General features: G+C 49.2%; 23 protein-coding genes and 2 riboswitches. Of the genes, 16 read left to right on the forward strand and 7 right to left on the reverse strand.

What is annotated here, in order from left to right; genetic code table 11:
- Positions 1-83: 83 nt before the first annotated feature.
- From AC0YNS_RS09085 to AC0YNS_RS09110, 6 genes are all read left to right on the forward strand, one after another.
- Positions 84-2,024 (forward strand): ATP-dependent DNA helicase, encoded by a 1,941-nt coding sequence (locus tag AC0YNS_RS09085; RefSeq protein ID WP_475780664.1) that lies wholly within the window; start codon positions 84-86, stop codon positions 2,022-2,024.
- A 72-nt stretch (positions 2,025-2,096) separates the two neighbouring features.
- Positions 2,097-2,819 (forward strand): DsbA family protein, encoded by a 723-nt coding sequence (locus tag AC0YNS_RS09090; protein WP_475780665.1) that lies wholly within the window; start codon positions 2,097-2,099, stop codon positions 2,817-2,819.
- The gene (locus AC0YNS_RS09095) at positions 2,816-3,319 is read left to right on the forward strand and encodes a disulfide oxidoreductase (RefSeq protein ID WP_475780666.1); all 504 of its coding nucleotides are present in this window, start codon (positions 2,816-2,818) and stop codon (positions 3,317-3,319) included. The genes AC0YNS_RS09090 and AC0YNS_RS09095 overlap by 4 nt, the downstream gene beginning before the upstream one ends.
- A gap of 245 nt (positions 3,320-3,564) precedes the next feature.
- Positions 3,565-6,489, forward strand: a complete 2,925-nt coding sequence (locus AC0YNS_RS09100; protein WP_475780667.1) for a 2-oxoglutarate dehydrogenase E1 component — start codon at positions 3,565-3,567, stop codon at positions 6,487-6,489.
- Positions 6,482-7,768, forward strand: coding sequence for a 2-oxoglutarate dehydrogenase complex dihydrolipoyllysine-residue succinyltransferase (gene odhB, locus AC0YNS_RS09105; RefSeq protein WP_475780668.1), 1,287 nt, complete (start codon positions 6,482-6,484; stop codon positions 7,766-7,768). Before AC0YNS_RS09100 ends, odhB begins: the two co-directional genes overlap by 8 nt.
- A 145-nt stretch (positions 7,769-7,913) precedes the next feature.
- Positions 7,914-9,242, forward strand: a complete 1,329-nt coding sequence (locus tag AC0YNS_RS09110; RefSeq protein WP_475780669.1) for a deoxyguanosinetriphosphate triphosphohydrolase family protein — start codon at positions 7,914-7,916, stop codon at positions 9,240-9,242.
- A gap of 105 nt (positions 9,243-9,347) precedes the next feature.
- On the opposite strand, the gene AC0YNS_RS09115 is transcribed toward AC0YNS_RS09110, so the two are convergent.
- The 4 genes from AC0YNS_RS09115 to AC0YNS_RS09130 form a co-directional block, all read right to left on the reverse strand.
- Positions 9,348-10,001 (reverse strand): C40 family peptidase, encoded by a 654-nt coding sequence (locus AC0YNS_RS09115; protein WP_475780670.1) that lies wholly within the window; start codon positions 9,999-10,001, stop codon positions 9,348-9,350.
- Positions 10,002-10,187: 186 nt separating this feature from the next.
- Positions 10,188-11,300, reverse strand: coding sequence for a Ger(x)C family spore germination protein (locus AC0YNS_RS09120; protein ID WP_475780671.1), 1,113 nt, complete (start codon positions 11,298-11,300; stop codon positions 10,188-10,190).
- The gene (locus AC0YNS_RS09125; protein WP_475780672.1) at positions 11,297-12,682 is read right to left on the reverse strand and encodes a spore germination protein; all 1,386 of its coding nucleotides are present in this window, start codon (positions 12,680-12,682) and stop codon (positions 11,297-11,299) included. Before AC0YNS_RS09125 ends, AC0YNS_RS09120 begins: the two co-directional genes overlap by 4 nt.
- On the reverse strand, positions 12,675-13,757 hold the full coding sequence (locus tag AC0YNS_RS09130; RefSeq protein WP_475780673.1) for a GerAB/ArcD/ProY family transporter: 1,083 nt from the start codon (positions 13,755-13,757) through the stop codon (positions 12,675-12,677). Before AC0YNS_RS09130 ends, AC0YNS_RS09125 begins: the two co-directional genes overlap by 8 nt.
- A 199-nt stretch (positions 13,758-13,956) precedes the next feature.
- On the opposite strand from AC0YNS_RS09130, the gene AC0YNS_RS09135 reads away from it, so the two are divergent.
- The 3 genes from AC0YNS_RS09135 (at position 13,957) to AC0YNS_RS09145 (ending at position 15,787) form a co-directional block, all read left to right on the forward strand.
- The gene (locus AC0YNS_RS09135) at positions 13,957-14,190 is read left to right on the forward strand and encodes a hypothetical protein (RefSeq protein ID WP_475780674.1); all 234 of its coding nucleotides are present in this window, start codon (positions 13,957-13,959) and stop codon (positions 14,188-14,190) included.
- A gap of 63 nt (positions 14,191-14,253) precedes the next feature.
- A complete protein-coding gene (locus AC0YNS_RS09140; protein ID WP_475780675.1) occupies positions 14,254-15,162 on the forward strand; it encodes a hypothetical protein in 909 nt (302 codons plus the stop codon).
- Between the two features lie 106 nt (positions 15,163-15,268).
- Positions 15,269-15,787 (forward strand): glutathione peroxidase, encoded by a 519-nt coding sequence (locus AC0YNS_RS09145; RefSeq protein ID WP_475780676.1) that lies wholly within the window; start codon positions 15,269-15,271, stop codon positions 15,785-15,787.
- A 55-nt stretch (positions 15,788-15,842) separates the two neighbouring features.
- On the opposite strand, the gene AC0YNS_RS09150 is transcribed toward AC0YNS_RS09145, so the two are convergent.
- Positions 15,843-17,189, reverse strand: a complete 1,347-nt coding sequence (locus AC0YNS_RS09150) for an APC family permease (protein ID WP_475780677.1) — start codon at positions 17,187-17,189, stop codon at positions 15,843-15,845.
- A 97-nt stretch (positions 17,190-17,286) separates the two neighbouring features.
- Positions 17,287-17,394, reverse strand: a riboswitch (guanidine-I (ykkC/yxkD leader).
- Between the two features lie 125 nt (positions 17,395-17,519).
- On the opposite strand from AC0YNS_RS09150, the gene AC0YNS_RS09155 reads away from it, so the two are divergent.
- On the forward strand, positions 17,520-17,738 hold the full coding sequence (locus tag AC0YNS_RS09155; protein WP_475781009.1) for a cold-inducible protein YdjO-related protein: 219 nt from the start codon (positions 17,520-17,522) through the stop codon (positions 17,736-17,738).
- A gap of 49 nt (positions 17,739-17,787) precedes the next feature.
- Here AC0YNS_RS09155 and AC0YNS_RS09160 read toward each other — a convergent pair whose 3' ends face one another.
- On the reverse strand, positions 17,788-18,684 hold the full coding sequence (locus AC0YNS_RS09160) for a DNA-3-methyladenine glycosylase family protein (protein ID WP_475780678.1): 897 nt from the start codon (positions 18,682-18,684) through the stop codon (positions 17,788-17,790).
- Positions 18,685-18,836: 152 nt separating this feature from the next.
- Between AC0YNS_RS09160 and AC0YNS_RS09165 the strand changes: the two genes are divergently transcribed.
- The 4 genes from AC0YNS_RS09165 (at position 18,837) to AC0YNS_RS09180 (ending at position 20,691) form a co-directional block, all read left to right on the forward strand.
- A complete protein-coding gene (locus AC0YNS_RS09165) occupies positions 18,837-19,412 on the forward strand; it encodes a bifunctional transcriptional activator/DNA repair enzyme AdaA (protein WP_475780679.1) in 576 nt (191 codons plus the stop codon).
- 15 nt (positions 19,413-19,427) lie between these two features.
- Positions 19,428-19,946: a methylated-DNA--[protein]-cysteine S-methyltransferase gene (locus AC0YNS_RS09170; protein ID WP_475780680.1), complete on the forward strand. Its 519-nt coding sequence runs from the start codon at positions 19,428-19,430 to the stop codon at positions 19,944-19,946.
- A 26-nt stretch (positions 19,947-19,972) separates the two neighbouring features.
- The gene (locus tag AC0YNS_RS09175) at positions 19,973-20,269 is read left to right on the forward strand and encodes a DUF6509 family protein (protein ID WP_475780681.1); all 297 of its coding nucleotides are present in this window, start codon (positions 19,973-19,975) and stop codon (positions 20,267-20,269) included.
- 95 nt (positions 20,270-20,364) lie between these two features.
- The gene (locus tag AC0YNS_RS09180; RefSeq protein WP_475780682.1) at positions 20,365-20,691 is read left to right on the forward strand and encodes a hypothetical protein; all 327 of its coding nucleotides are present in this window, start codon (positions 20,365-20,367) and stop codon (positions 20,689-20,691) included.
- Positions 20,692-20,832: 141 nt separating this feature from the next.
- On the opposite strand, the gene AC0YNS_RS09185 is transcribed toward AC0YNS_RS09180, so the two are convergent.
- Positions 20,833-21,642, reverse strand: coding sequence for a hypothetical protein (locus tag AC0YNS_RS09185; protein WP_475780683.1), 810 nt, complete (start codon positions 21,640-21,642; stop codon positions 20,833-20,835).
- 193 nt (positions 21,643-21,835) lie between these two features.
- Here AC0YNS_RS09185 and AC0YNS_RS09190 point away from each other — a divergent pair, with 193 nt between their 5' ends.
- Together AC0YNS_RS09190 and AC0YNS_RS09195 are read left to right on the forward strand one after the other, a co-directional pair.
- Positions 21,836-22,711 carry a radical SAM/SPASM domain-containing protein gene (locus AC0YNS_RS09190; protein WP_475780684.1) on the forward strand — a complete coding sequence of 292 codons (876 nt, stop codon included), beginning with the start codon at positions 21,836-21,838 and terminating at the stop codon, positions 22,709-22,711.
- Positions 22,712-22,737: 26 nt separating this feature from the next.
- Positions 22,738-24,690, forward strand: a complete 1,953-nt coding sequence (locus AC0YNS_RS09195; RefSeq protein ID WP_475780685.1) for an LTA synthase family protein — start codon at positions 22,738-22,740, stop codon at positions 24,688-24,690.
- Positions 24,691-24,889: 199 nt separating this feature from the next.
- Positions 24,890-25,000: riboswitch (guanidine-I (ykkC/yxkD leader) on the forward strand.
- The last annotated feature ends 1 nt before the right edge of the window (position 25,001 follow it).

Below are 25,001 nucleotides of genomic sequence, written 5' to 3' on the forward strand. Positions count from 1 at the left end.
ATTAGCCTTTTTGAGTGAAAACATGTTATGATAACGGTTTGAATGTTGTTTGAAATTGAGTAGTGCTGGAGGCTTTGAAACTGGTGAACAAGTACCCTTTTGACTTTGACCCGAAAGAATCCTTCGTCCAGCAAGCCAGTGATTGGATTGCGGATGTGTTCTATGAACGGCTTCCTGAGGCCGGATTTGAACTCCGAGATGAGCAAATTTATATGGCTTTTCAGCTGGAACGGGCTTATAGCGAGAAACAAACGATTTTTGCAGAGGCTGGCGTAGGGACGGGGAAAACGTTCGTCTATTTGCTTTATGCCATTAACTATGCAAGATATACGCGCAAACCGGCCATCATTGCCTGCGCGGATGAATCGCTTATCGAGCAGCTGGTGAAGCCGGAAGGCGATATCGCGAAGCTGGCACGATATCTGGATTTGACGATTGATGCGCGGCTGGGCAAATCGATGGATCAATATATTTGCTTGAATAAGCTTGAAGATGCAAGAGGCGGCTTCACGGATACGGAAATTTATCGGGATATGCATGCGGCATTGCCTGAGTTCGTCCATAATCCGGGCACGATGCAAGCCTTCTACCCCTATGGCAATCGCAAAGATTACCCGAATCTGACCGACGATCAGTGGAAAGCGGTTGGCTGGGACGTATTCCAGGACTGCCTGGTTTGTTCTCGGAGACATCGCTGCGGCCAGACGCTCTCGCGCGAGCATTACCGCAAAGCAGCTGACATTATCATCTGCTCGCATGACTTCTACATGGAGCATGTGTGGACGTATGAGGCGCGTAAGCGCGAAGGACAGCTGCCGCTTCTGCCTGAACATAGCTCTGTCGTATTTGACGAAGGCCATCTGCTGGAGACTGCGGCTCAGAAGGCGCTCACCTATAAGCTGAAGCACAATGTGTTTGAATCTATCATCACGCGGCTGCTTCAAGGAGAGATCCGCGAGACGCTTGCTGTCACGATTGATGAAGCCATCGAACAAAGCGAGCATCTCTTCCGATTGCTGAATTCCAGCAGCCGCTCCGTTGCAGCGTCGGATCGACGTGAAGTGATCATGTCAGATCGGTTGTTGAAGGAAGTAACCCGTTTCGGGGCGGTGCTTGCAGCGATTGAAGAAGAGCTTGTCTTCGAGAGCGGCATGTTTACGATTGATGCCTATCAGCTCACCATCGTGGAGGAGCATATCGAGATGCTGCAGCTGGCGCTCAACTTATTCAAGAAACCAAGCGGTTTGATTACTTGGATCGAAGAAGAGCAGGACGGCATTACGCTTGTCATTATGCCGAAGCTGGTGAAGGAGATTCTCGAGGAGCGCGTTTTCTCGAAGCACATGCCGATCGTGTTCTCCTCTGCGACGATGTCCGTCAATGATTCGTTTGATTATATTGCAGACAATCTTGGAATCCAGAAGGCGTTATCCTTCTCGGTAGCGTCGCCATATGATTATGAGACGCAAATGAGTGCGGCGGTTGCGCCGATTAGCAGCCAAGCTGACAAATTGAAGCTTGCGCTGCGAAGACTGCAGCAATCAGAAGGACGAGCGCTTATCTTGTTCCCGTCCAAGGAGGAGCTGCTGCAGTTCAGAACAGATATCGTTTCGATTCCCGATTTCGATGCTTTCCGGTTTCTGTTTGAAGGGACCGCTGAGATCAGTCATCTCATCGAGACGTTCCAACACGATGAAGCCAGTGTTCTATGTGCGGTTACGTTATGGGAAGGGCTTGATATTCCGGGTCCGTCGCTGTCTCATGTGCTGATGTGGTCGCTTCCTTATCCACCGCATGATCCTGTCTTCACAGCCAAACGCAAAGATGCCGAACTTCCATTCGAAACGGTGGACATGCCTCATATGCTGCTTCGATTGAAGCAAGGTTTGGGCCGATTGATTCGTGGTCGTGAGGATAGCGGGATGATCACGATAATGGGCGAAGAACTGGCGGATGCACGCGTAATGGAGCAAGTAGAGCGCATTCTTCCGGCAGGCGTTAAGCCGGAGACGCTAAGCGTTTGAATGAATTGACATCTAGTAAATCGATCTCTACAATTTAACTAGAATAGGCTCATAGAAAAGGATGGGGAGCAAATGTCGCAGCCAATGAAGAAATCCACGTATAAGAGTCAACGCAAAGCCGAGCAAGAGAAGCTGGAGAAGCAGCGCAAGTTTATGAAGAAGCTGATGTGGGGTACAGGTATCGTTGTTATTCTGGGTATTATTGCAGCCCTGATATTCACACCGAAGGCTGATCCGACCGCGTTTGATTATGAACAGCTGCCTATTCTGGGCAAAGCAGATGCGCCGGTGAAGATCGTCGAATTCGGCGATTACAAATGCCCATCCTGCCAAGTGTTCAGTCAGCAAATTAAACCGCAGATCGAGAAGGACTACGTGGAGTCGGGCAAAGTTGCATTCTACTTCATGAACTTCCCGTTCATCGGTGAGGATTCAACGACAGCCGCACTGGCCGCTCAGTCCGTGTATCATCAGAATAATGACGCTTTTTGGAAATATTTCGATATCCTTTATAAGAACCAGCAAGACGAGCATACTCTCTGGGCAACGCCTGAATATTTGGTTCAGCTAGCTAAAGATAACGCGATCGATGTCGATTTGGATTTGCTGAAGAAAGATATCGAAGAAGGCACGTATGCGTCCGAGGTCAGCAAGCATAAATCCAAAGCAATCGCCGCTAACGTAAACTCCACGCCGACTCTGTTTATTAACGGAGAAGAATTTACAGGTCAATTCGGTGACTATCCCGGTATTAAGAAAGCCATCGATGACGCGCTGGCCGGCGGGGACAAATGATCCAAACGTCGAAGAGCCTTGGGTTCTTTAGCAAATACGCGCTCTATTTGGCGTGGATCGTGTCGATCGTCGCAACGGGCAGCAGTCTGTATTTAAGCGAAATCATGCACTTTATTCCATGCAATTTATGCTGGTATCAACGAATATTCATGTATCCGCTTGTCGTACTCCTCGGAATAGCGAGTTACCGCAATGACCGGAGGCTGATCCCCTATATTTGGCCGCTTTCATTAATTGGCGGGTTGATCGCCTTGTATCATTATGCGGAACAGCAAATTCCGGCACTGGCCAAAATGCTTCCTTGTACAGTCGGCGTTCCGTGCAGCGAAGATTACCTTGATTGGTTTGGCGGTTATGTCACCATTCCATTCCTGGCTTTGATCGCTTTCGCCCTGATTACGATGCTGATGCTGAATGCGCGCGGCACGGCTGAAGAAGCCAAAGAGGATTCCGAGCAAGACGAGTCGGATGAAGAGCTGGGTGAACGTTCCACCTTATAATAAGAGTAGAAGTCCTTCGGGACTTCTTTTTTTTGTGAAATTAGGAGCTAATTTACTTGCATTATGCGGTTGTGAGTATGCATTTTCTCAGTCAACGGGGAATCCGGCTTTGAAATATGAACATTCCAAGGACTTTTGCCTGTTCATTTGTCCCAACTATGATGTTTCTGCTATCATGTATGGATGGAAGTACAAAGGGTTAATTAATTAAATAAGCGCATCTAAATAGTTGGAGGTAGCCTGTAATGACAGCAGAGAATAATAGTCAGAAGTCGCCATGGGAACTCTATTACGGCCCGAATTTAGGGTATATCGAGGAAATGTATGAAAAGTTCCTGATAAACCCTGAAACGGTTGAGCCAGCATTCAGAGATTCTTTTGCGAAGTGGGGACCGCCGCCGTCCACATCGGCGAAGGGCATTGTGAACGTGAATCCACCACTCGCATCCGGCGTTTCGGGCTCTGATAGCATCAAATCGATTGATCCTGCGTTCTTGAAGAAAATCGTCGACGCTGGCAAGCTTGTAAGGAACATCCGTACTTACGGCCATCTGGCAGCCGACAACGATCCGCTCGGTTTATCTGCCGCATCGGATACACAGCTGCTTGAGCCCGTGACATTCAAACTGTCATCGGAAGATCTGGAATCGATTCCTGCTTCTCTCATCTGGGAGGAAGCACCGGAGACGATTCGGACAGGTGCCCAAGCTATTGCTCATTTGAAAGAAGTTTACACGAAGTCATTCGGCTTCGAATTCGGTCATATTCATGCTGAAGATGAGCGCATTTGGCTGCAACGCCAAGCTGAAATTGGCATGGCAAGCAAACCGATGAGTGCCAAAGAACGAATCGCTTTGTTTGCACGGTTAGTTGATGTCGAGCAATTCGAGACTTTCCTGCATCGCTCGTTCGTAGGACAGAAGCGTTTCTCCATCGAAGGAACGGATACACTTGTGCCGATGCTGGACGAGATTGTCCGTGAGCTCGCGCATGACGGCGCTCGTCACATTCTTATGGGGATGGCGCACCGTGGACGTTTGAACGTACTGACACATGTTCTCGGCAAACCATACACAGCTATTTTCGCTGAATTCCATCATTCGCCAAACAAAGAGAAGGATTTGTTGCCATCCGAAGGCGCGATGGGTATTAATATCGGCTGGACAGGCGACGTGAAATATCACTTAGGCGCGCATCGTTCGCTTAAAGAGAATGAAACCGTTGAAACACGTATCTCGCTGTCAAACAACCCGAGTCACTTGGAATACGTAAATCCGATTGTTGAAGGCTATACACGTGCAGCGCAAGATGATCGCAGCAAAGCCGGCTATCCGAAGCCTGATTTCGGCAGCGCAGCAGCGATTCTGATGCATGGTGACGCGGCGTTCGCAGGTGAAGGTATCGTGGCTGAGACGCTAAACTTCAAGAAGCTTGCAGGTTATGAGAACGGCGGAACGATTCATATCATCGTAAACAATAAACTCGGCTTCACGACCGAGAGCAGGGATTCGCGTTCCACGCATTATGCGAGTGACCTTGCAAAGGGATATGAAATCCCAATCGTACATGTTAGCGCCGACGATCCGGAGGCGTGTATTGCTGCGGTTCGGATGGCCTGTGAATACCGTCAGAAGTTCCACAAAGACTTCCTGATCGACATGGTCGGCTATCGCCGTTACGGTCACAACGAGACGGACGATCCGGAAACAACGCAACCGCTTGTTTATCAGAAGCTTCGCAACCACCCGGTTGTCGGCCGAATTTACAGTGAAAAGCTGAAAGAGAAAGGGCTTCTGTCTGAGGATCAAGTCACCGCCATTAGACAAGCAAGTCTTGCGAAGCTGCAAGCCGCTCTAGATGAGGTTAAGTCGAGCGATAAGTCTTTCAAGCAGCCTAAGATCGACGATACGAGCAAACGTCGCAAGAAAGAAGTCATTACTTCCGTTCCGCTGAAGAAGCTCAGTGCCATTAACGAAGAGCTGCTTAAATGGCCGGATGGTTTCAAGGTGCACGAGAAGCTTGAACGTATTCTGATGCGCCGTGCAAATGCTCTGGATAAGGGCAGCAAAGTGGATTGGGGCTTGGCAGAAACGCTTGCCTTTGCAACCATCCTATCCGACGGTACGCCAATTCGTTTGAGCGGACAAGATTCGGAGCGCGCAACCTTTGCATTCCGTAACATCGTGCTGCATGACTATGAATCGAATGCAACGTTCTCGCCGCTTCACAAGCTGCCTCAAGCCAATGCTTCCTTCGCGGTGCATAACAGTCCGTTAGCTGAAGCTTCTGTACTTGGGTTTGATTATGGATATAACGTGTTCTCTCCGGAAACACTTGTTATCTGGGAAGCACAATACGGAGACTTTGCCAACTGTGCGCAAGTTATTATCGACCAGTTCATCACGGCTGGCCGTGTGAAATGGTCGCAGAAGTCCGGTCTGATCATGCTGCTGCCTCATGGCTATGAAGGTCAAGGTCCGGAGCATTCCAGTGCGAGGCTTGAGCGTTTCTTGCTTTTGGCAGCGGAAGATAACCTGACTATCGTAAACCTGACGTCAGCGTCGCAATACTTCCATTTGCTTCGTCGTCAAGCTGCGATTATCAATACGGACGAAGCGCGTCCGCTCATCGTGATGTCGCCTAAGAGCTTGATCCGAAACCCAAGCGTCGCTTCGGATCCGGTTGAATTCAGCAATGGCTCGTTCAGACTAGTGCTGGAACAGCCAGGTCTTGGCAAGCAACCGGCGCAAGTAGAGCGACTGATTTTCTGTACAGGTAAAGTGGCTATCGATCTGGAAGCTGCGTTAGAGCTTAAAGACGGTCAAGCAGCGGATACATGGAACTGGGTTCATATCGTTCGCGTGGAGCAGCTGTATCCGTTCCCGAAATCCGATATCGAGCAAATCATTAACCGTTATCCGAATGTGAAAGAAGTGCTGTGGGTTCAAGAGGAGCCGCAAAACATGGGTGCATGGAACTATGTCGAGCCGCGGATCCGCGCGCGTGTAACACCTAATACAACCGTTCGTTATATCGGTCGTCCGAAACGGTCGAGCCCGGCAAGCGGATTCCAATACGTACACAACATGGAGCAGCAACGTATCGTATCCGTTGCGCTGAATCGCAGTACTCTAACAACGACGACTAAAGGGGAGAACAGCCATGAGTGAAATTAAAGTACCCGAAATGGGCGAATCGATCGTAGAAGGCACGATCTCTAAATGGCATGTTAAAGCAGGTGACAGCGTTAATGTAGGCGATGTGCTTGCTGAGCTGGAAACGGATAAAGTTAACATCGAAATCAGTGCGGAGCAAGCCGGCGTTGTCGAGCAGCTTCTTCGCGGCGAAGGGGAAACCGTAGCGGTAGGCGAGACGATCGGCTCGATCGGAAGCGGCTCCGGTGCAGCGGCTTCTCAGCCAATGTCGCCTAGCAGCGACCCTGCAGCAGCACCAGCTCCTGTAGCGCCTGCAACGACTCCTGCAGCGCCAGTGGCTGCTCCTACACCTGCAGTAGCGCCTTCTCCGGTTGCTTCCGATGCGAATGCAGCTGTGTTCGCCGCTACGCCTGCAGCACGCAAGCTGGCAAGAGAGCGCGGCATTGACCTTACGCAAGTGCAAGCGCAAGATCCGATGGGCCGTATCCGTCAAGAGGATATTCAAGCTCATAACACAGCGGCGAAAGCTCCGGCAGCAGCGCCTAGCGTACAAGCAGCGCCTGCGCCGTCTGCTCCTGCAGCGGAGCCGGGCAAACCGGCTGAACGCCGTAAGATGTCCCGTCGCCGGATTACGATCGCGAAACGCCTTGTAGAAGCGCAGCAAACCGCTGCAATGTTGACAACGTTCAACGAAGTCGACATGACGGCGATTCTTGAGGTTAGGAAACGCCGGAAGGACGCATTCAAAGAGAAGCATGACATCGGTCTTGGCTTCATGTCCTTCTTCACGAAAGCTGTAATCGGCGCGCTGAAAGCATTCCCGCTGCTGAATGCAGAAATCCAAGGGGATGAGATCCTTGTGAAGCAGTACTACGATATCGGTATCGCAGTATCTGCCAAAGAAGGTCTTGTTGTTCCGGTCGTGCGTGAAGCGGATCGTCTGAGCTTCGCTCAAATCGAGAAGCAAATTGCTGATCTTGCCGGTAAAGCACGTGCCAATACATTGGCACTGAATGATCTGCAAGGCGGCACATTCACGATTACAAACGGCGGCGTATTCGGTTCGCTGTTGTCCACGCCAATTCTTAATGCACCGCAAGTCGGTATTCTCGGAATGCACAAAATCCAAATTCGTCCTATGGCGATTGACGATGTGCGCATGGAGAACCGTCCGATGATGTATATTGCGCTTTCGTACGATCACCGTATCGTCGATGGCTCCGAAGCGGTTCGCTTCCTCGTTACCGTGAAGCAATTGCTTGAAGATCCAGAATCATTGCTGCTTGAGGGCTAGTTCTTCCGGCGGACAAACATCAACCTCACTTTCTGACGTTAGGGCATCTATCCCTGAACGTCAGCTTGTGAGGTTTTTTATTTGCTATTGGTACACATTCTACATAGAATGATGGTAAGACAGCGAGAAACGGAGGCGAATGCAGATGAACGTACGCAAAATGCGGTTATTTGATTTCGGGAACATCCACTCCAGCGAGGATCGGGATGAGTATGAGAAAGACTATGCCAGATTGATTCAATCCCCGGCATTTCGTCGCCTGCAAGGCAAATCACAAGTATTCGGAGCAGGCTCCGGTGACTACTATCGAACACGGCTGACACATTCGCTTGAAGTGTCGCAAATCGCCCGAGAAGTGGCTCGTAAGCTCGGGAAGAGTTATTCGTTCCTGGCGAACAAAGAACATCCGGGACTGATGCTCGATCCGGAGGTAGTGGAATGCGCATCGCTTGCGCATGACTTGGGGCATCCTCCTTTCGGCCATAAAGGGGAAGAAGTGCTCAATGAACTGCTCATGGAAGAGTGCGGACTTAAATACGAAGGCAACGCTCAGAATTACAGGATCCTAATGTTTCTGGAGAAGCGTGCAGGAAGTGACAGCGGGCTCGATCTGACAGCTGCGGTACTGCTCGCCATTAATAAATACCCGTTCTGCCTCGATGATCCCGGTCGATTAAAAGGTGTCTATAGCATGGAATGGGAAGGGATCAGCGCGCTGCGAACCGCTTGGGGGATGCCTGACGGCTGTGCGACGCTTGAGGCGCAGCTCATGGATCTGTGTGACGATATTGCTTACTCGACGCATGATATAGAGGATGGAATTCGGGCAGGGAAGATTCAGATGAATCCCAGCTTGTTCGAGGATGATCGTCTCGTTGCGAACGTCATGCAGGAAATCATCAACGATCCCGGCAATGCAGTGATGCACTGGGAGCAAGTCGATATGAAGCTCATGGTGAAGCAGGCGCTGCATCATTATTTGGAGCAGTGGGAAAGCATCTACGTGGAATGCGGCAGGGAGCCGTCGCGCACGCGCAGAGAGATGAAAGCGCGGTGGGTGAGGAAGTTTGTCAGCGGAGTAGGGATCATTGACGATCCGGCAACAGGCTGGAAACGAGTTACCTTCGTTCGCGACGGGGTGCAGGACTTAGAGCTGCTCCGTACGATGGAGATCTTGAAGAAACTGGCATGGGTCATGCTGATCAAGGATTTCCGCGTGCAGCGGCTTCATAAACGCAGTGAGATCATCATTAAACGTTTATGGGACAGCTTCAAAGTGCAGGACTCGGGGCGTCTCATCATACCGCCGGATTGGCTGGAGAGCTACGAGCGCCTCAAGGACGTGTGGTCATGGGAGCGGATGGTGTCCGATTATATCGCGGGAATGACGGATGCCTATGCGGAGAAGGTGTATACCGAGTTTTACGGAAGTGCGTCTACGACCAAAGGCGGCTTACTGTACGATAGGGATTAAATGGGAAGGAGGCTGCCCGGGTGCAGCCTCTTTTTTGATGTGGTAGGTAAAGCCGAAAAAAAGCTGCCCCAGAAGCCGGTACTCGCACTTTTGGGACAGCCCATATTAGTAGAATAGCTTATCGGTTCCAATAATTGTATTGCCATCATCAATACTGCCATCATCTGTGTTGCCGCCGTCTGTATTATCGCCGCCATTATCCGTATTACCGGAATTGTCATTAGCAATGACATGACGAGCTGTTACGAATGTCTTGTCCCAAGAGCTGCCGGAGAATTTAGATACCGTTACCCCGACACCGACACGGTAGGTTTGGAGCAGTTTGTCATCACCAATGTAAAGGCTTACGTGATTAATGACGCCATCTCGATTGGTATCGGAGAACACAAGATCCCCTGGCTGCAGTTGATCCTTCGTTACTTTCGTGCCGACTTTAGCCTGTTGTCTAGACGTACGCGGCAAATCGATGCCATGCTGTTTAAAAATATATTGAACAAAAGAGGAGCAGTCGAATACAGAAGTAGTTGTCGTTTTGGCAGCGTATTTGTAATCGACGCCTAGATATTGTTTGCCTGTTGCAATGATGTCATCCACAGTAGAAGCATTTGCGCTTGCGCTCGTTTTCGTAGTCGTGCTCGTCGCTGCATGCGTAGTAGTTGGTGTGAGAAGCATGCTTCCGCCGCCAATTGCGATAGATAACACTAATGTAAGGTTCAGTAGTTTTTTAATAAAGCGTTTACGAGTTATTGTGTTAGTCATGATGAATTCCTCCTGCACTGAAATGTAGTAGGATACAGGCCGCTGTGATTGCCTAAAAACACTATAACACAGCATTTCGAACCACTACTTTCCAATGAGTCGAAGAAACTATGGCGTATATAGAGTGAACCCGATTATGAGAAAATGATTAGAAAATTCTAATGTGATACACCTTGACTTACAGCATTATTTCTTCCGAAGCTCCAGCATGCCGGTAGCCATTAGTTTCACTTTGACATCAAGCTCAATCCCCGGTACTTCCTCGTTTACGGCAAGTCCCTTGCGATACCAGACTTCGTTTAAGGAGTAGATATCCGTCGATCTTTTCTTGCCTACTTCATAGGTTTTCATGATTTCGTCGTATAAGCTCTTCTCGAGCATTTTATTCATCTCATGTAGTGAGAAAGCCTTCTGCTGCTCCCGAAGACCGGCGTCCATATTAATGGTTACTTTGACGATTCGTTTACCATCCTTATATGCGGCTCGTTTCTTCACCTTAAGGCTCTTGAACGTAGCCGTTCCAATGAAAGCACCTTGATCGTCCTTGATGGGAAGCATACCGCGCTTGGTGTTCTTCCGTAACCATTTCACACCTGTAGCCTCTTCGCGGCTGAATCGAGCTTCGCTCTTTCCGTTCTTGAGCGCGACAAGCCCATCCACGATTGGCAATGTGAATCCTTTTCCTCCTTTCTTCCAATTGTTCGAGAGCTTTACATGGTCAACCAAAGTTATCTCGTACGGTTCTCTTGTAGACCGGATCAACTTCTGATACTGGATGGGTTCAAAAGAAGACTGAAGCTGCTTAAATAACAGATTCGGCTGATAGTACAGCGTGGCAACATAGGAGCTGCCGGTGATGGGCATGGTGCTCAGAATCTCTGCAAGATCCTCATTCGTCGCGAACACCCAAGGTGTATAACGTTGATCGCGAGTTCGCATCAATTCATCATGAATATCGAATATTCCCCTGGCAAGAATTCGATCGCTGAAGATGAACGCTTTATTCTGCGTCCAATCCATTCGCATTTGACTTTCTTTCTGCAGATCGAATATCGCCATCCCGATGCTCTCGCCTTCGCCTTTGCCGATCACGACGGGTTTAGCGCTTTGGCCGCCGCCTTCTTGCTTGGCCATTGTGCTGAGGTCATTGATTTGCGCATAAATCTTATAATTGCCGTCGACGTAATCAACCCCGATTACGGTAACGAAGTTGAAATATTGAATGTTCTTCACATCCCAGCAGCCGCACAGCAATAACAGGATGCAGCTGATCACAATGGCCTTTCCGGTTCGTTTCATGGGCTATCGTCCTTCATCCTTGTATCGTCCTGCAAATGGAGGTTCTGCGGCCGTTTATTCATGAGTTTGGCCGGTTTCTTCAGTATGGCTCCTACAAGATCCGGCCATGATGGCGGTGAAATCGGAGAAAGGTACGGAATCCCGAACGATTTGAGATCGGACAGATAGGCGACGACGAAGAAAATCGACATGAAGAACCCGAACATGCCAAGAATAGAGGAAATAATCATGATGACGATGCGAACAATGGATACGATGCCGCTAAGCGTCGGGTTTACGAGCGTGTAGCCGGCAATCACGGTAGTTGCTGCCACGACGGTTACCGTCGGAGACGTGATTCCGGCGCGAATAGCGGCATCACCCACGATGATGCCGCCTACGACGGTAACGGTTGGCCCTACCGATTTGGGCAGCCGTTGTCCGGCTTCTTTGAACAATTCAAACAATACGAGCACGACGATCGCCTCGAATGGAACGGTAAGCGGAAGGCCGATCCGATTCGAGGCGATTGTCGCTAATAAGGGCAATGGCACCTGCTCGAAATTAAAGCCGATCAGCGCAATGTAGAAAGCGGGCAGAAACAGTGCCAAGTACCAGCCGCAAAACCGGATTAACCGCTGAAAAGAACTGATTACCGCCCGGAAATAGCCATCTTCCGGAGAGTTTATGAGCGATGTAAGCGTAATGGGGGCGATAATGGCCAGCGGCGAATTGTCCAGCAGGATCACGAAACGGCCGCTCATGAGGCATTCCGCGGCAAAATCGGGGCGTCCGGTGTTATCGATTAAGGGGATAACCGAGTACGAACGGTCCGAAATCGCTTCCTCGAGCTGTGAGCTTGTGACAAGCGCGTCGATTTGGATTTTCTGCAATCTGCGTCTTGCTTCATTAACAGCCCCTTTATTCGCGATATCCTGGATGTAGAGAAGATTTATTGCGGTCTGGCTTCGAACACCGATTGCAAAGGCTTCGACTTTGAGTGTCGGCGTAGCCAAACGTTTGCGGATTAATGCCAAATTCGTCTGGATACTCTCGGTAAATCCGTCGCGTGCGCCTTTCGTAGACGTCTCCGTGACGGACTCTTCCGTCGTTCTTTGAGGAGGATCAGCGACGTATTGCACATAACAACGAGCGGTTTTCAAGTCGAACAGGAACAATTCCCCGTTAAATACATAAGAGGAGAGCTCGGTCTTCCATTGTGATGTTAGTGTAACGGGATGCTGCCGCCAAAGTTCTTCGCTATAGGTACTGATTTCGTTGATTTGTTCACGGTTCGACAGCCCTTTGCAGAATACGAATAGAAAGGAGTCGTTCATTTCGAAAGTAATATCGCCGCACCCCTCGAATAAGAGCCGGATATCGCTTTCGCTTAGGTTAGCCATTACGCTGCACCTCCTTCTTGTTCTTTCCGACCCGGATGCAAATTAAGACCACGATGCTCACGACACCGCAAAATAAGATGGAGCTTGAATAATAATGTCTCACTTGAGCGTGGAAATTCACATCCGAGAGTCTAGTTAGATTGACTACAAGGAGAACTGCCGAGATCAAAAGGAGCAGAATCTCGGGATGCTTCCACTTCTTCACCCACAGCGAGTGAATGATGTAAATTCCCAATGAAATGCGGATAAACGCGCCGGCCAGCCATTGATAAATGGACAAAAAGTCCGTCTGGCTCAGCATGCTTCCAATGGCTGCCATCCGCCACTGCTCGTAGGCCGGGTATCGCAGCAGTGTAGCTTCGAATGGCCCGAACATGGCGATTACGCCAGTCAATGGCCCGAATGTCAGTTCAATTAACATGAGAACGACGAGACTGATATTCAGGCGCGACAGCTTTCCTTTTACTTCGTCTTTCAGGAATAGCACGAGGAAGATCTCTGTTACACCGGAAGTCGTATACCAAGCGCCTTTCGTGATTGATTGTGCCGAATTTTTGAGGATGGGAAATAAATAATTGTAGTCCTTATATTGAAAGTTGACCGTCATGACGTAGAAACCGGCGGCAATGATCCATGGGAGCAGGATACCGTTTGTAATGGCGATGGCCGCCAGCCCTTTTCTTGCCGTGAAGTAACTGATACCAATGAGACAAAGGCCGACGACCCATTGCGGCGTATAGGTTAAGTAAGACGAGTTGGACCACATGATCGTATCCCGTATACTGATGCTTGCTTGTGTCAGGAAATATACAGTGAACAGCAGGGTGAACATCAGCCATACAAACGTAGGCGCTTTCTCCAGCATCCAGGTGGATAACGAAGCAGGGATTTTTCTGTAGATATAGACATACAGCAAGCCAAGAAGTAAGGAGGGGATGATGGCCGCCAAGACAGAGATCCATGCATCGCGATTCGCCGTATCCAGCAAGATGGGGATCAAGATGACGTGGTTGGAGATTCCGATAAATGTAACCAGCAAGGTGGACAATTGGAAAGGGGTAATTTTATCGTTCAATTCCATGCTCCTCCTTTCATTGGCATGTAGTTAAAGTTACCAATTTGGCAAATTTTATGTATTTACGGCATTCTCAAGCATTATGGATCAGGTTTGGCCTGAAGAATGTTGCCTTATACTGTGGAAGCGTATAATGAAGATAACGAATGAACGGGCATTTAAATAGGGCGGATTACTTTTGACCCAGGAGGCTATAGGGATGGAAAACGAAGCGAATACTAACGTTAAGTGCGCCATTGAGCGGCTCGGGAAAGTGGTTGCCGTAGATGAGAAGGTTCTTGCCATCGAGGTGAACGGTAAGGTACTGCAGCTGCCCCGCGAGAAGGCAGTCACGGCTGTCGTGGCCGGCGATGTGCTGCGCTGGGACGGAATGAAATGGGTACGAGCGCAGCGGGATGAAGAAGCCGCGGAGACAATAATGAGAGAAGCTTAATCCCCTTTGCACCCTAATCGGAGGGGGCTGCTGCGAATCGTTAAGTAAGGGGTGATTAGATTTATGGAAGTTTTAGAATCGAAACGCTGTTTGTTCTGTGATGAGCTTGTGAAAGTGAAACGAAAAGGCGGCAATGAATGGTACATTGACTGTATGTGCGCGCCGGGCGGATCTTACGGGCTGCGGGAAGACAGCTACGAGCCATATCGACTATTGACCTACTCGGAGAAACGGAATTTGTTCCCGATCCTATCGGCTTATATTCGGGAACAGACGGATTGTGATGAGAAGGTCATTCTCACGTATGAGGCTCGGGAAACCATCCTGCAATCTCCGCAAATTCCGATTACAACCGAAGAGAAGGGGAATCGACTTCTCCGATATTTGCACCGACATACCAAGGGTCCCGGTGAAGCGGTTGTTATTAATCAGTTCTCGCAAAGCTATAATTTGACATATTCCTTGAATCTGCAAGAGCTTGTGTTTATTACGGAGAAACTGAAAGAAGACGGCTATATTGAGCGCATCGGCTCAACGTTCAAGCTGACGGAGAAAGGCTGGGTGGAGGCGGCTAACACCGCGAGCGGCAAAGCCTTGAAGCCTTGTTACGTTCAGCTTAGCCGCAATGATGAGAGCATAAGCAGAGATTGGCTGGAGGCGGTATTCCCGAGGTTGATTCAGCTTGGGTATGCACCGAAGTTTCTGGAAGAGGATCTCTCGCTGAGATTGGATCCTAAACCGATTGAAACGATGCTGCAAGAGGTGAGCAACTGCAATCTTCTGGTGGTGGATGTGACGGAACCGACCGCGGAGCTGTGGCTTCGTGCGGGGTATGCGATAGGCAATGAGATCCAGATTATTTGGACAAGTCAAGTGGCCGATCAAACGCTGCCGCAAGGAGTCAGACCACTCGTTTGGCAAGATGCGGAGGAGTTGGTCAGAGTGCTGCAGAAGGTATTGACGAAGGAATAATGGCTTATTTAGGGGTTGCTCGGAGCGGTGTTCATAGGCTATAATCATTTTATACAATTTAATTAAATGCAATATACTGTGAACTCAATTCAGGAGGGACCTACCAATGAGCATTTATGATTTCACCGTCAATACCATTACAGGCGAAGAGCAGTCGCTGTCCGCATATAGAGGCAAGACGCTTCTCATCGTCAACACGGCAAGCGCCTGTGGACTTACCCCTCATTATAAAGGGCTGCAGCAGATCTATGAAGCTCATAAGGACGAGAATTTGGTCGTACTTGGTTTCCCGTGTAATCAATTTGCAGGTCAAGAGCCAGGGTCGGACGAGGAGATCGCAAGCTTCTGCGAGCTCAATTACGGCGTAACTTTCCCGATGTTTGCGAAAATTAACGTGATTGGCGAAGATGCTCATCCGTTATATAAATATCTTGTGGATGCAGCGCCTGCCCCATACCATACCGGTACAATCGAGTGGAATTTCGTGAAATTCCTGATTGATCAAGAGGGTAACGTTGTGAAGCAATATCCGGCATCGACGGATCCGGCAGCAATTGAGCCTGATCTTCGCAGCTTGATCAATAATGGCAGCCTGGGAGCGGCGCCAAATACGGTTAACGATTAACTGTATCTTATTTTAGAGACGTGTATATGCGCTTCTATTTCGCTGAAAGCACCCCTTAAGGGGTGCTTTTTGATTTCTCGATCGAGAAGGATTTGTTTCTCTGCAGGATTAGCTTGAAGGCGTCTTGTTTGCGATAGGCTTGATACAGTACTCCGATGATAAGCCAGATCAGTCCCATTATCAGCGCATCCTTGCTCAGCAGGAGGAATAGGTAGCCGATGACACATGCGCCTGTAGCCGGCAGAACCAAGTAAGCTAACGTTCCTGAGACAGAACGCTTACGTTCCTTCACGTAGTAGTGGCAGATGACAGCTATGTTGACAAAGAAGAAGGCGGTCAGTGCACCGAAATTCACGAATTTGATCGCCGTATCCAGCCGAATGACTAAAGCTAACATAGAGACCATGCCGACAATTAGAATATTGACCGCAGGCGTCTTAAGCTTGGGGTGTACATAGGCGAATATGCGCTCCGGAAGGATCGATTCACGTCCCATTGCGAGCAGCAGCCGTGACACGCTTGAAACGGAAGAGATTCCTTGCGTAAAGATTGCAAATAAGAGCACAATGATGAATACCGATCCAAGCATGGCTCCGCCGACCATCTTCACAATTTCGAGCCCGGCCGAATCGATGTCAGCGAAAGGGATTGGATTTGGGAACGTCAGCTGAGTCAAATAAGACGGTACAACATATAAAACGATCGCGATCCCAATAATAATGGCGATGGCTCTGGGGATGGTTTTGCTTGCGTTCTTCGTTTCTTCCGACATTGTCGTAATGGAATCGAATCCGAGAAAGGAGAAGCAGATCATCGAAGCGCCTGTCAGTATTGTGGTGAAAGGAATCTCGTGTTGGAGGAGTGGCGCAAGCGGATCGCTTATGGAAGATAAGTTGCGGTAGAGTAAGATGCAAAACAATGCGATGAAGCCCATTTGAATGAGGACGAACCATTTACTCAGATTGGCTGAGAATGATGCGCCGCGCAGGTTCACTAGTGTAATTAACAAATTGATGCCGATCATCCATAAGTAGGATGGAATAGCCGGGAATTGTGCATGCATATAGATTCCGAACGTTAAGCATGCGATAATAGGTGAGAAGAGGTAATCCAGCAGCAATGCCCACCCGACAAGGAAACCGAGATAGGGATGGATAGATTTCTTCACATAGGAGTAGGCAGAACCGGAGCTCGAATGTGCCTTGGACATATGACCGTAGCTATAAGCGGTAAACATGATGGCGACAAAAGCGGTCAAATACGCTTGGGTTAACATCCCGGCAGAGGATTCGTAAGCAATGCCATAAATCGAGAAATAGATCATCGGTGTCATCCAAGCGAGGCCGAGGAACACGATTTGAAATAACGATAATGTTGGCGTTAGTTTGACTTGTACGTTCATGTGCAGCACCCTTCCGTCATCCCTCGTGTAACCATCTCATCTCTCAGGATGGATGGCTGAAAATAAAAAAAAACGCGGAAGGTATCCCTAAATGAGATCCTCCCGGGCTTTTATCCCTCCGTGAACACAGCAACGGCTGTGCGTTCTCTCTCGGTCCAGTCCAGCATGCCGGAATGTCTGCTGCGGAACCCTAGAGAACGTATGGCATATTTAGTTACGTTGTTTTGTTAGATAATATAACATAACCTACCTGGTCGTCAATTGAAAATTTAATGGCGTGCGAACTAGCTTCGTTCAGGCAGCAAGAGAAAGGATGCTTTTAAATTGTCTATGAATGAAGAGGAAAAGCCGAAGTTAATCCCAACGAAGATTTGGAAGTGTAAGAACGCGGATTGTAAAGCGTGGGTTCGCGAGGAGTTTGCCGAGGCCGGTGATCAGGCATGTCCGATCTGCAAAGGACCGATGCATCGCAGTATGAGGCATTTGCCTAAAGTTCAAAATAAAGTCAAATCCCAACCGCGAAAGAAGAAGAACGAATTTGACTTGTAGCCGCCAATTGGCGGCTTTTTTATATGTTCTTGAAGGAGGAGCGGCGGCGTTAGTAAAGGGTCCGCCAGAGGTAGAAGGTAGCATAAGCTTTCCAGTCGCCCCAGGTTGAGGAGAGCTGTTTGATTTCCGCAATGGAAGGTTTGTCCGGCCGCTGCATAAGATGTTTCAGCGCGTTGTGAAGCCCTGCATCCTCGATCGGGAAAGCTCCGGGCATGCGTAAACAGCGCATGAGCACATAGTTAGCCGTCCAGGGTCCGATACCGCGGATGCGGGTTAGTGCTTTCTCGATGGCGGACCAGTCTTCAAGTGCCAGGAGTTGTTCTTTGGACAATCGGCCTTCGACAATTTCTGTGGCGGTTCCGATTAGGTACTCGGATTTGCGGCCCGTGAACTGCATGTCCGTCAGATCGGAAACCTGCATAGCGGCGATCGTCTCAGGTGTAGGGAAGGTAAAGTAACATCGGCCATTCCATTCCAGTGATGAACCGAAACGCTCCACGAATCGTCTCTTGAGCGTATAGGCAAAGGTTAAATTAATTTGCTGGCCCATGATCCCCCAGCTGAGCGCTTCGAACAAGTCGTCGATGCCGACAACTCGCAGTCCATGGAACTGATTAACGGTGCCCCGAAGCAGATCGTCCTGCTCAGCCAGTTCATAGAAAGGCAGCAAATCGCGTTCGCAATCGAACCATTCCCATACATAGCGGGCAGCTGATTCTCGCAGCTCCTGGGAAGGCTCTTCGTCCAATGCGGGAAACGCGATGCTTAGTGTATCGTTCATCTCCGGTGTGATTCTTATAAGTACGGGATTGCTCGCAGTTGGAATAAGCCGCAGAACAGCATGATCCTCAACATAGAATAAGCATTCATTACTGGATCGTTTCAAATAATCAATGATATGGGCACTGCTGAACGGGGCAGGGGGATGAATCGTAATGGCATGCATGTCTCGTCTGAGGCCTCCTTTGATTTCAGGTACATTACTAGTTGTATCATACTTGGGTGGTTGTTCGCTTTCGTAATCTTGCGTTCTCATGCGGCAAAGCTTACATCGGCCCCATAAAGAGGTTATACTTCTTCTCATGGAGGTGAAGGTGCATGCCAATGATGACGAGTGAAATGTGGCTGGCGATTGCAAGCTGCGATGCTTCCTACGATGGTCAGTTTTACTACGGTGTGAGTTCGACCGGAATTTTCTGCAGGCCCTCCTGCAAATCGAGAACGCCGAATCCGAAGCATGTGCACATCTTCTTGCATGCCGAAGCTGCGCTTGCGAGTGATTATCGGCCGTGTAAGCGGTGCAAGCCGGAAGGAAGGCGGCTTCCGGAGGAAGAATGGGTGGAGTCGATTGCAGTGGTGATCCATGAGCGTTATGAAGAGCCGCTTACTTTGTCCAAACTAGCGGAGCTGGCGCATGTCAGTCCTTATCATATACAGCGAACGTTTAAGCGAATAAAAGGGATGTCTCCTGCTTCGTATTTGCTGCAGGTTCGAGTGGAAGCGGCGAAGGAGCTGCTGTTGTCCGCGTCCGAGTGTACGATTAGTGAAATTGGAGCGCGAGCGGGCTTTCCGAATGCGGCGCATTTTGCAACTGTCTTTCAGAAGGAAACAGGCAGCTCGCCGTCGGCCTATCGGATGCTGGCTGCTGCTGCGAATGAGAGTGGGAAGGATTAAGGGAGGATGGGGAACATGAAAGCTTTGTATTGGACGGAGACTGACGATGCGTCATGGCAGTTAATTCTGGTTGCGACCGATGAAGGGTTAAGTTATGTCAGCTCGCCTGCTGCTTCATTGGATGAGGTTGCTGAATGGTGCGCGAAACATTATCCCGGCTATACGTTAACGAGAGATGATCGGCGATTAGGGGAATATAGAGGGCAGCTTCTTGATTATTTGAATGGGGAGCTGACAAGTTTTCGACTGCCCTTGCATGTGAAAGGGACAGCTTTTCAGCAGATGGTCTGGCAAGCGTTGGAGCAAATCCCCCATGGGCAGACCTGCTCCTATTCCGATATCGCAGAGCGGATAGGCAAAGCGAGTGCGGTTCGAGCGGTTGGTACTGCAATCGGAGCGAATCCGGTGCTTATTGTTGTGCCCTGTCACCGCGTTATCGGGAAGAACGGTGCGTTAACCGGTTTCCGTGGCGGGATGGATGCGAAGGAGAAGCTGCTCCGTCTGGAAGGTGTTATACTAACACATGAGGCATAACTTGAGGAAATTGAAGGGATGAGGCAATGATTTCGATTACAGAATTTTCGGTGGACAAAATTAAAGACCCGTTCGGCATTCTTACGGGGGATCGGTACGAATTTAGATTGGATGTGGACTTGCCAGAGGATGACGAGCTGTTCGCCCAGAATGGCGTTTATATCCGCGTCATTTATAAAGTGGATGGCGAAACTTCGAGCATTGTGAAGTATGAGCTGTACGAGAGCATTAACGATCGGTATATGGATGCGGAGCTGGAAGAAGAGGAAGAGCAGCTTATTGATAGTTTTTGTAAAGCGCATTTCTCGGAAGCCGAAGAATAGAATAAGGGAAACTGCTTAGAATTCAGCGAGCATGTGTAATAGTTTGTACGGCAAGCACTAGCGGGCCGAAACAAGTGATTAAGGCGGTGTATGACATGACAGTTCATTATCTGCTCAATTGCTACAACAATCAAATTTTGGTGAAGCAAGTAGAAGGTGATGAAGAGCTATTTAATGTCAACATTCAGAGCAACAACAATCCACTCAGTTTCGGTAATACGTTATATTCAGCCCAAACCAAAGAACATGCCATTCGAATTGCCAATCAGCTGTGCGCGTTCTACTCCATGGCGCGAGTCAACGGCTACTATCTGGATGGCAAGTGGTTCCGCAGCGAGAACAAGTCCGACATCTCCGCGGAGCACGTACTCCGGCAGGAGCGGACGAAGGACGAAATGCACGCCATGCTGACGAGTGAGTGATCGTGGATGACTGAAGGCGGCCGATTGGCTGCCTTTTTTGTTGCAGCTGCACGTCCTCTTGAGGGAGAAAGAAGATGGGGACGAGTGACTTGTCTGCATGCCGACAGACAAACAAAAAAGCCGAACGGGATCTTGCTCCGTTCAGCTCTTATTAACGATGCGCGCATAGCGCTCTTCGCGCTGGGGGGCTGTGAGTTTCGGGCAACTGTAGCACATGACGCCGTCTTCGCGGCAGTAGTACATGCAGCAGCCGGAACGAATCATGATTTTGCTGCCGAGCTGGTAGGGGCTGTCGACATACCTAGGCGTATGCGCGAAGGGATTGCGTTTGCTGCCGAACAGACTGGGATCGAGCTGTTCCGTCAGCACCTTGCAATCATGAGCGAAGCGCTTTCGAACTTCTTCAGAGGTTTCTTTTGCCTCGAAAGTGGTTATCATGTTAGCCAGCATGCTGCCGAATTGCGTCCATATAGCCGCAGGCTTAAGGTTGCCGGCAGAAGCGACGGCACTTAGCATCGGTTCCACTGCGGTTCGAAAATCCACCTCAAGTGCATCTCGGACGAACGTTTCGCGGTCAGCGTTATCCGGTATCTCCGTGTAGCTGAGTTCATGCAGCTTATAGCCGAACAAATGATAAGTTCCGAAATCTTCCATTTGAAACGTAAGTTTATCAATCGCTAAGTCAATCAGCACGTTATAGTGAGACAACAAGAGCAGTCTTGCTGCCCATAGATGGAATAAAGAGCCGCCGATATAAGAAGCTGCCAGCTCTGAGCCGGTAGCGCGTACTGTCAAACTTGCGATCTCGATCGCCCGTTGAATCGCATCAGCTCCCCGTAGAAAATCGGTCGCAGGCATCTCGAAGGACGGGTTTGCAGCGCCTGTTGGCGACACGCGCAAGTAGTACTTATCGAATGGGGAGAAATCGATGACGGGTTTGTTCATCATCATTGGCGCGGACTCCTTTGATAATATTTCTCAATGGCATGATTAGCAATTATAAGTTGTGCTTGCCCGATGTGTCAATGACAATACGGCGTTTCCAATGTCCTTAAGTGGACAGCTTTTGCATCGGCGATTTATAATGGAGGGTATGTTCTTGCACCGCAACCTATATTGATCGTATGAACGGGGCCAAATCGGGATGAAAAAGTTCAAGAAATTCTATATCGAAATTACGAGTGTTTGCAATCTGGCCTGCTCGTTCTGTCCGCAGACGAAACGTCAGGCAAATTTCATTAAGGTCGAAGACTTCACGAAAATATTAGATGAAATTAAACCGCATACGGACTATATCTACTTCCATCTAAAGGGCGAACCGCTGCTGCATCCGAAAATCGATCAGCTGCTCGACATCAGTCATGAGCGCGGCTTCAAGGTGAATATTACATCAAACGGAACGCTGCTGCACAAAGCCAAACACAAGATCATGGGCAAACCAGCACTTCGTCAAATGAACTTCTCGCTGCACAGCTTTGACGGACATGAAGGTTCGGTTGATAAAGAAGGTTATATCGGCAGCGTGCTGTCGTTCGTGAAAGAGGCTGTTGCGACATCGGACATGCTGGTTTCGCTTCGATTGTGGAATTTGGCTGAAGACAATGAGGTCAATGTCGAGGTAAACCGTAATCATGAGATTTTAGAGCAGATTGAAGAGGCGTTTGCGTTGGATTTCCGCATTCAAGAGAAATTCACGCGCGGGAACGGGATTAAGATCGCGGACCGTGTTTATTTGAATCACGAGGTGGAGTTCAAGTGGCCGGATCTGAAGGAGCCGGAAGACGATGGCAAAGGCTTCTGCCATGCGCTTCGCAATCAAGCAGGCATTCTGGTTGACGGTACAGTAGTGCCTTGCTGCTTAGACGGCGAGGGTGTTATCAATCTTGGCAACATTCATCAGACAGCATTCTCAGAAATTATTGAAGGCGATCGTGCGAACCGGCTATATGACGGTTTTTCGCGCAGGGAAGCCGTTGAAGAGCTTTGCCGGAAGTGCGGCTTTAGGCAGCGGTTCAGCTAATAAGAAAGAAGGTACAGAAAGTCGATATGAATCATTTTCCAATTCGTCAACGGAGCTCGCTGCATTCTCTGAATCGGGAGAAGAATGCGAGAATTCCGTTATTCTATATGGCTATTGCACTATTCCTTGCCAAAATGCTGCTGCTGCGCTATTTCTTATTTGACAATATTGATTTGTCACATATTATCGCAGACATCGGCGCTATCTTGGTTATTCTTAGCGTCGTGGAATTGGTTACGCCAAGCAAGCTCCGGACTGCCGTTTATGGCGCGGTGAATCTCATTTATTCCTTCGCTCTGTTCTCGTCTGCTGTTTATTTCGAGCATTTCGGGAACGTTCCAACCTACACGGCGCTATACGAGTTGCATCAGGTGACGAAGATCGGATCAAGCGTTGAATCGACGATCCAATTGAACCATTTCTTGTTTTTTGCCGATTTGGTGATTGGTTTGGCGCTTTGGATCATCGCGGCAGTGAGAGGTTCGCGCCTCCGACGCCGTTCGTGGAGCGGTTACGGCAGATATGGCAGACCGGTGGTAACGCCAATTTACCGTGTCGTGATGACGGCTATTCTAATCGTTAGTTTCGCGCTTTCGGCGCGCGTTATTCAAGTCGGCATGCCAATCGATAACGAGCTGGTCGAGGCAGAGCAGGAAGGTTTCTTGAATTATCAAATATCAGCAGCGATTAAAGCGGCTCAAGATAACAGTGTGGCGGCTGTTGGGAATATCGACGAAATTACGAAGGAAGCAAGCGAACTTCAAGCAAGCTATCCTTACAAAGATGTGGCTAGCGGCGTTCCGGCGGCATATTTCGGCTCCGAGAAAGGCAAGAATCTGATCATCATCCAGATGGAGGCCTTTCAGAACTTTCCGATTCATCTCTCCGTAGGCGGTCAAGAGCTGACGCCTGTGCTGAACAAGCTGGCAGATGAAAGCTTCTATTTCCCGCATGTGTTCCAACAGATCGGGCAGGGGAACACCTCAGATGCCGAGTTCATGTCCAACACGTCCATCTATCCGACCGCGAAGATTGCGATGTCAACCGGGTATGGGGATCGGGACATTCCCAGCCTGCCGAAATTGCTGGACAAGAACGGCTATGTCTCAAGTACGTTTCATGTCAATGATGTGACGTTCTGGGACCGCAATAAACTGTATGCGGCGCTTGGATTTGATCATTATTTTGACAAGCCTTATTACAAGAATGATCATTACAACAGCTTCGGAGCCTCGGATGAGGAGCTATACCGCGTTGGAGTAGAGAAGCTGCAAGAAGTGAGCGGCGGCAGCAAGCCGTATTATGGACAGTTTATTACCGTTTCGAATCACTTCCCGTTCGAAGTTCCGCTGGATCGCATGAAAATGCAGCTGCCGGAGAAGCTGAAAGGCACACAGCTGGGCAATTATTTGCTGGGTGTGAACTACACGGATTATGCAATCGGAACGTTGATCGATAAGCTCAAAGCAGCAGGGCAATGGGATAATACCGTTCTGGTGCTGTACGGAGACCACTTTGGGCTCCAGCCGGACGAGAACGATCCTGCGTTTGTGAACCAAGCGCTTGGAATCAAATACGACCCGCAGGTCAGTCGGTTTAATATCCCGCTTATCATCCACGCGCCGGGCCAGCAAGGTAAAGTTGTCGATCATGTAGGCGGTCAGCTGGATATTCTGCCGACAGTCGCCAATTTGCTCGGCGTGTCGCTGAAGAATGAACAGTTTACGGCTTTCGGCCATGATCTGCTCAATGTGGACCGGAATGTGTTTGGAACGCGGTACTACCTCCCGACAGGCTCATTCTACAACAATGACATCTTGTTCGTGCCGGGCAAAGGCTTCGAGGATGGCAAAGCGGTAAACATTCGAACGCTTGAGCCGGTGACGAATCTTGCTCCTTACCGAAGTGACTATGACTATGTGATGCAGCTCATGGATGTATCCGATCGTTATGTTAAATCGCTTCCTCAGCGTCATTAATACGTTGAAAATAAGCCTCTCCTATGTGCGTCTAATGTATGTAGGGGAGGTTTTTTTGTCGTTGTTTGTATTGCCTAACGAACGTTAATGTAATAATACCTTACATAAGGATTGACACTTTGCAGAAATCGCCCCTATAATACGAATCAATAGCAGGTTTTAACAATTGAATATCGGTTCTCATGTTAGCTATTGGGAACAACTAACCATCTAGGGTTCCGTTGCATGATTGATTCGTTCATGTAGGTCTGGTCCGAGAGATGGTGTGCAGCAGCGCTGCATAACACGGAAGGATAAAAGCCTGGGAGAAA

The organism is Paenibacillus sp. J22FR21, assembly GCF_056269135.1.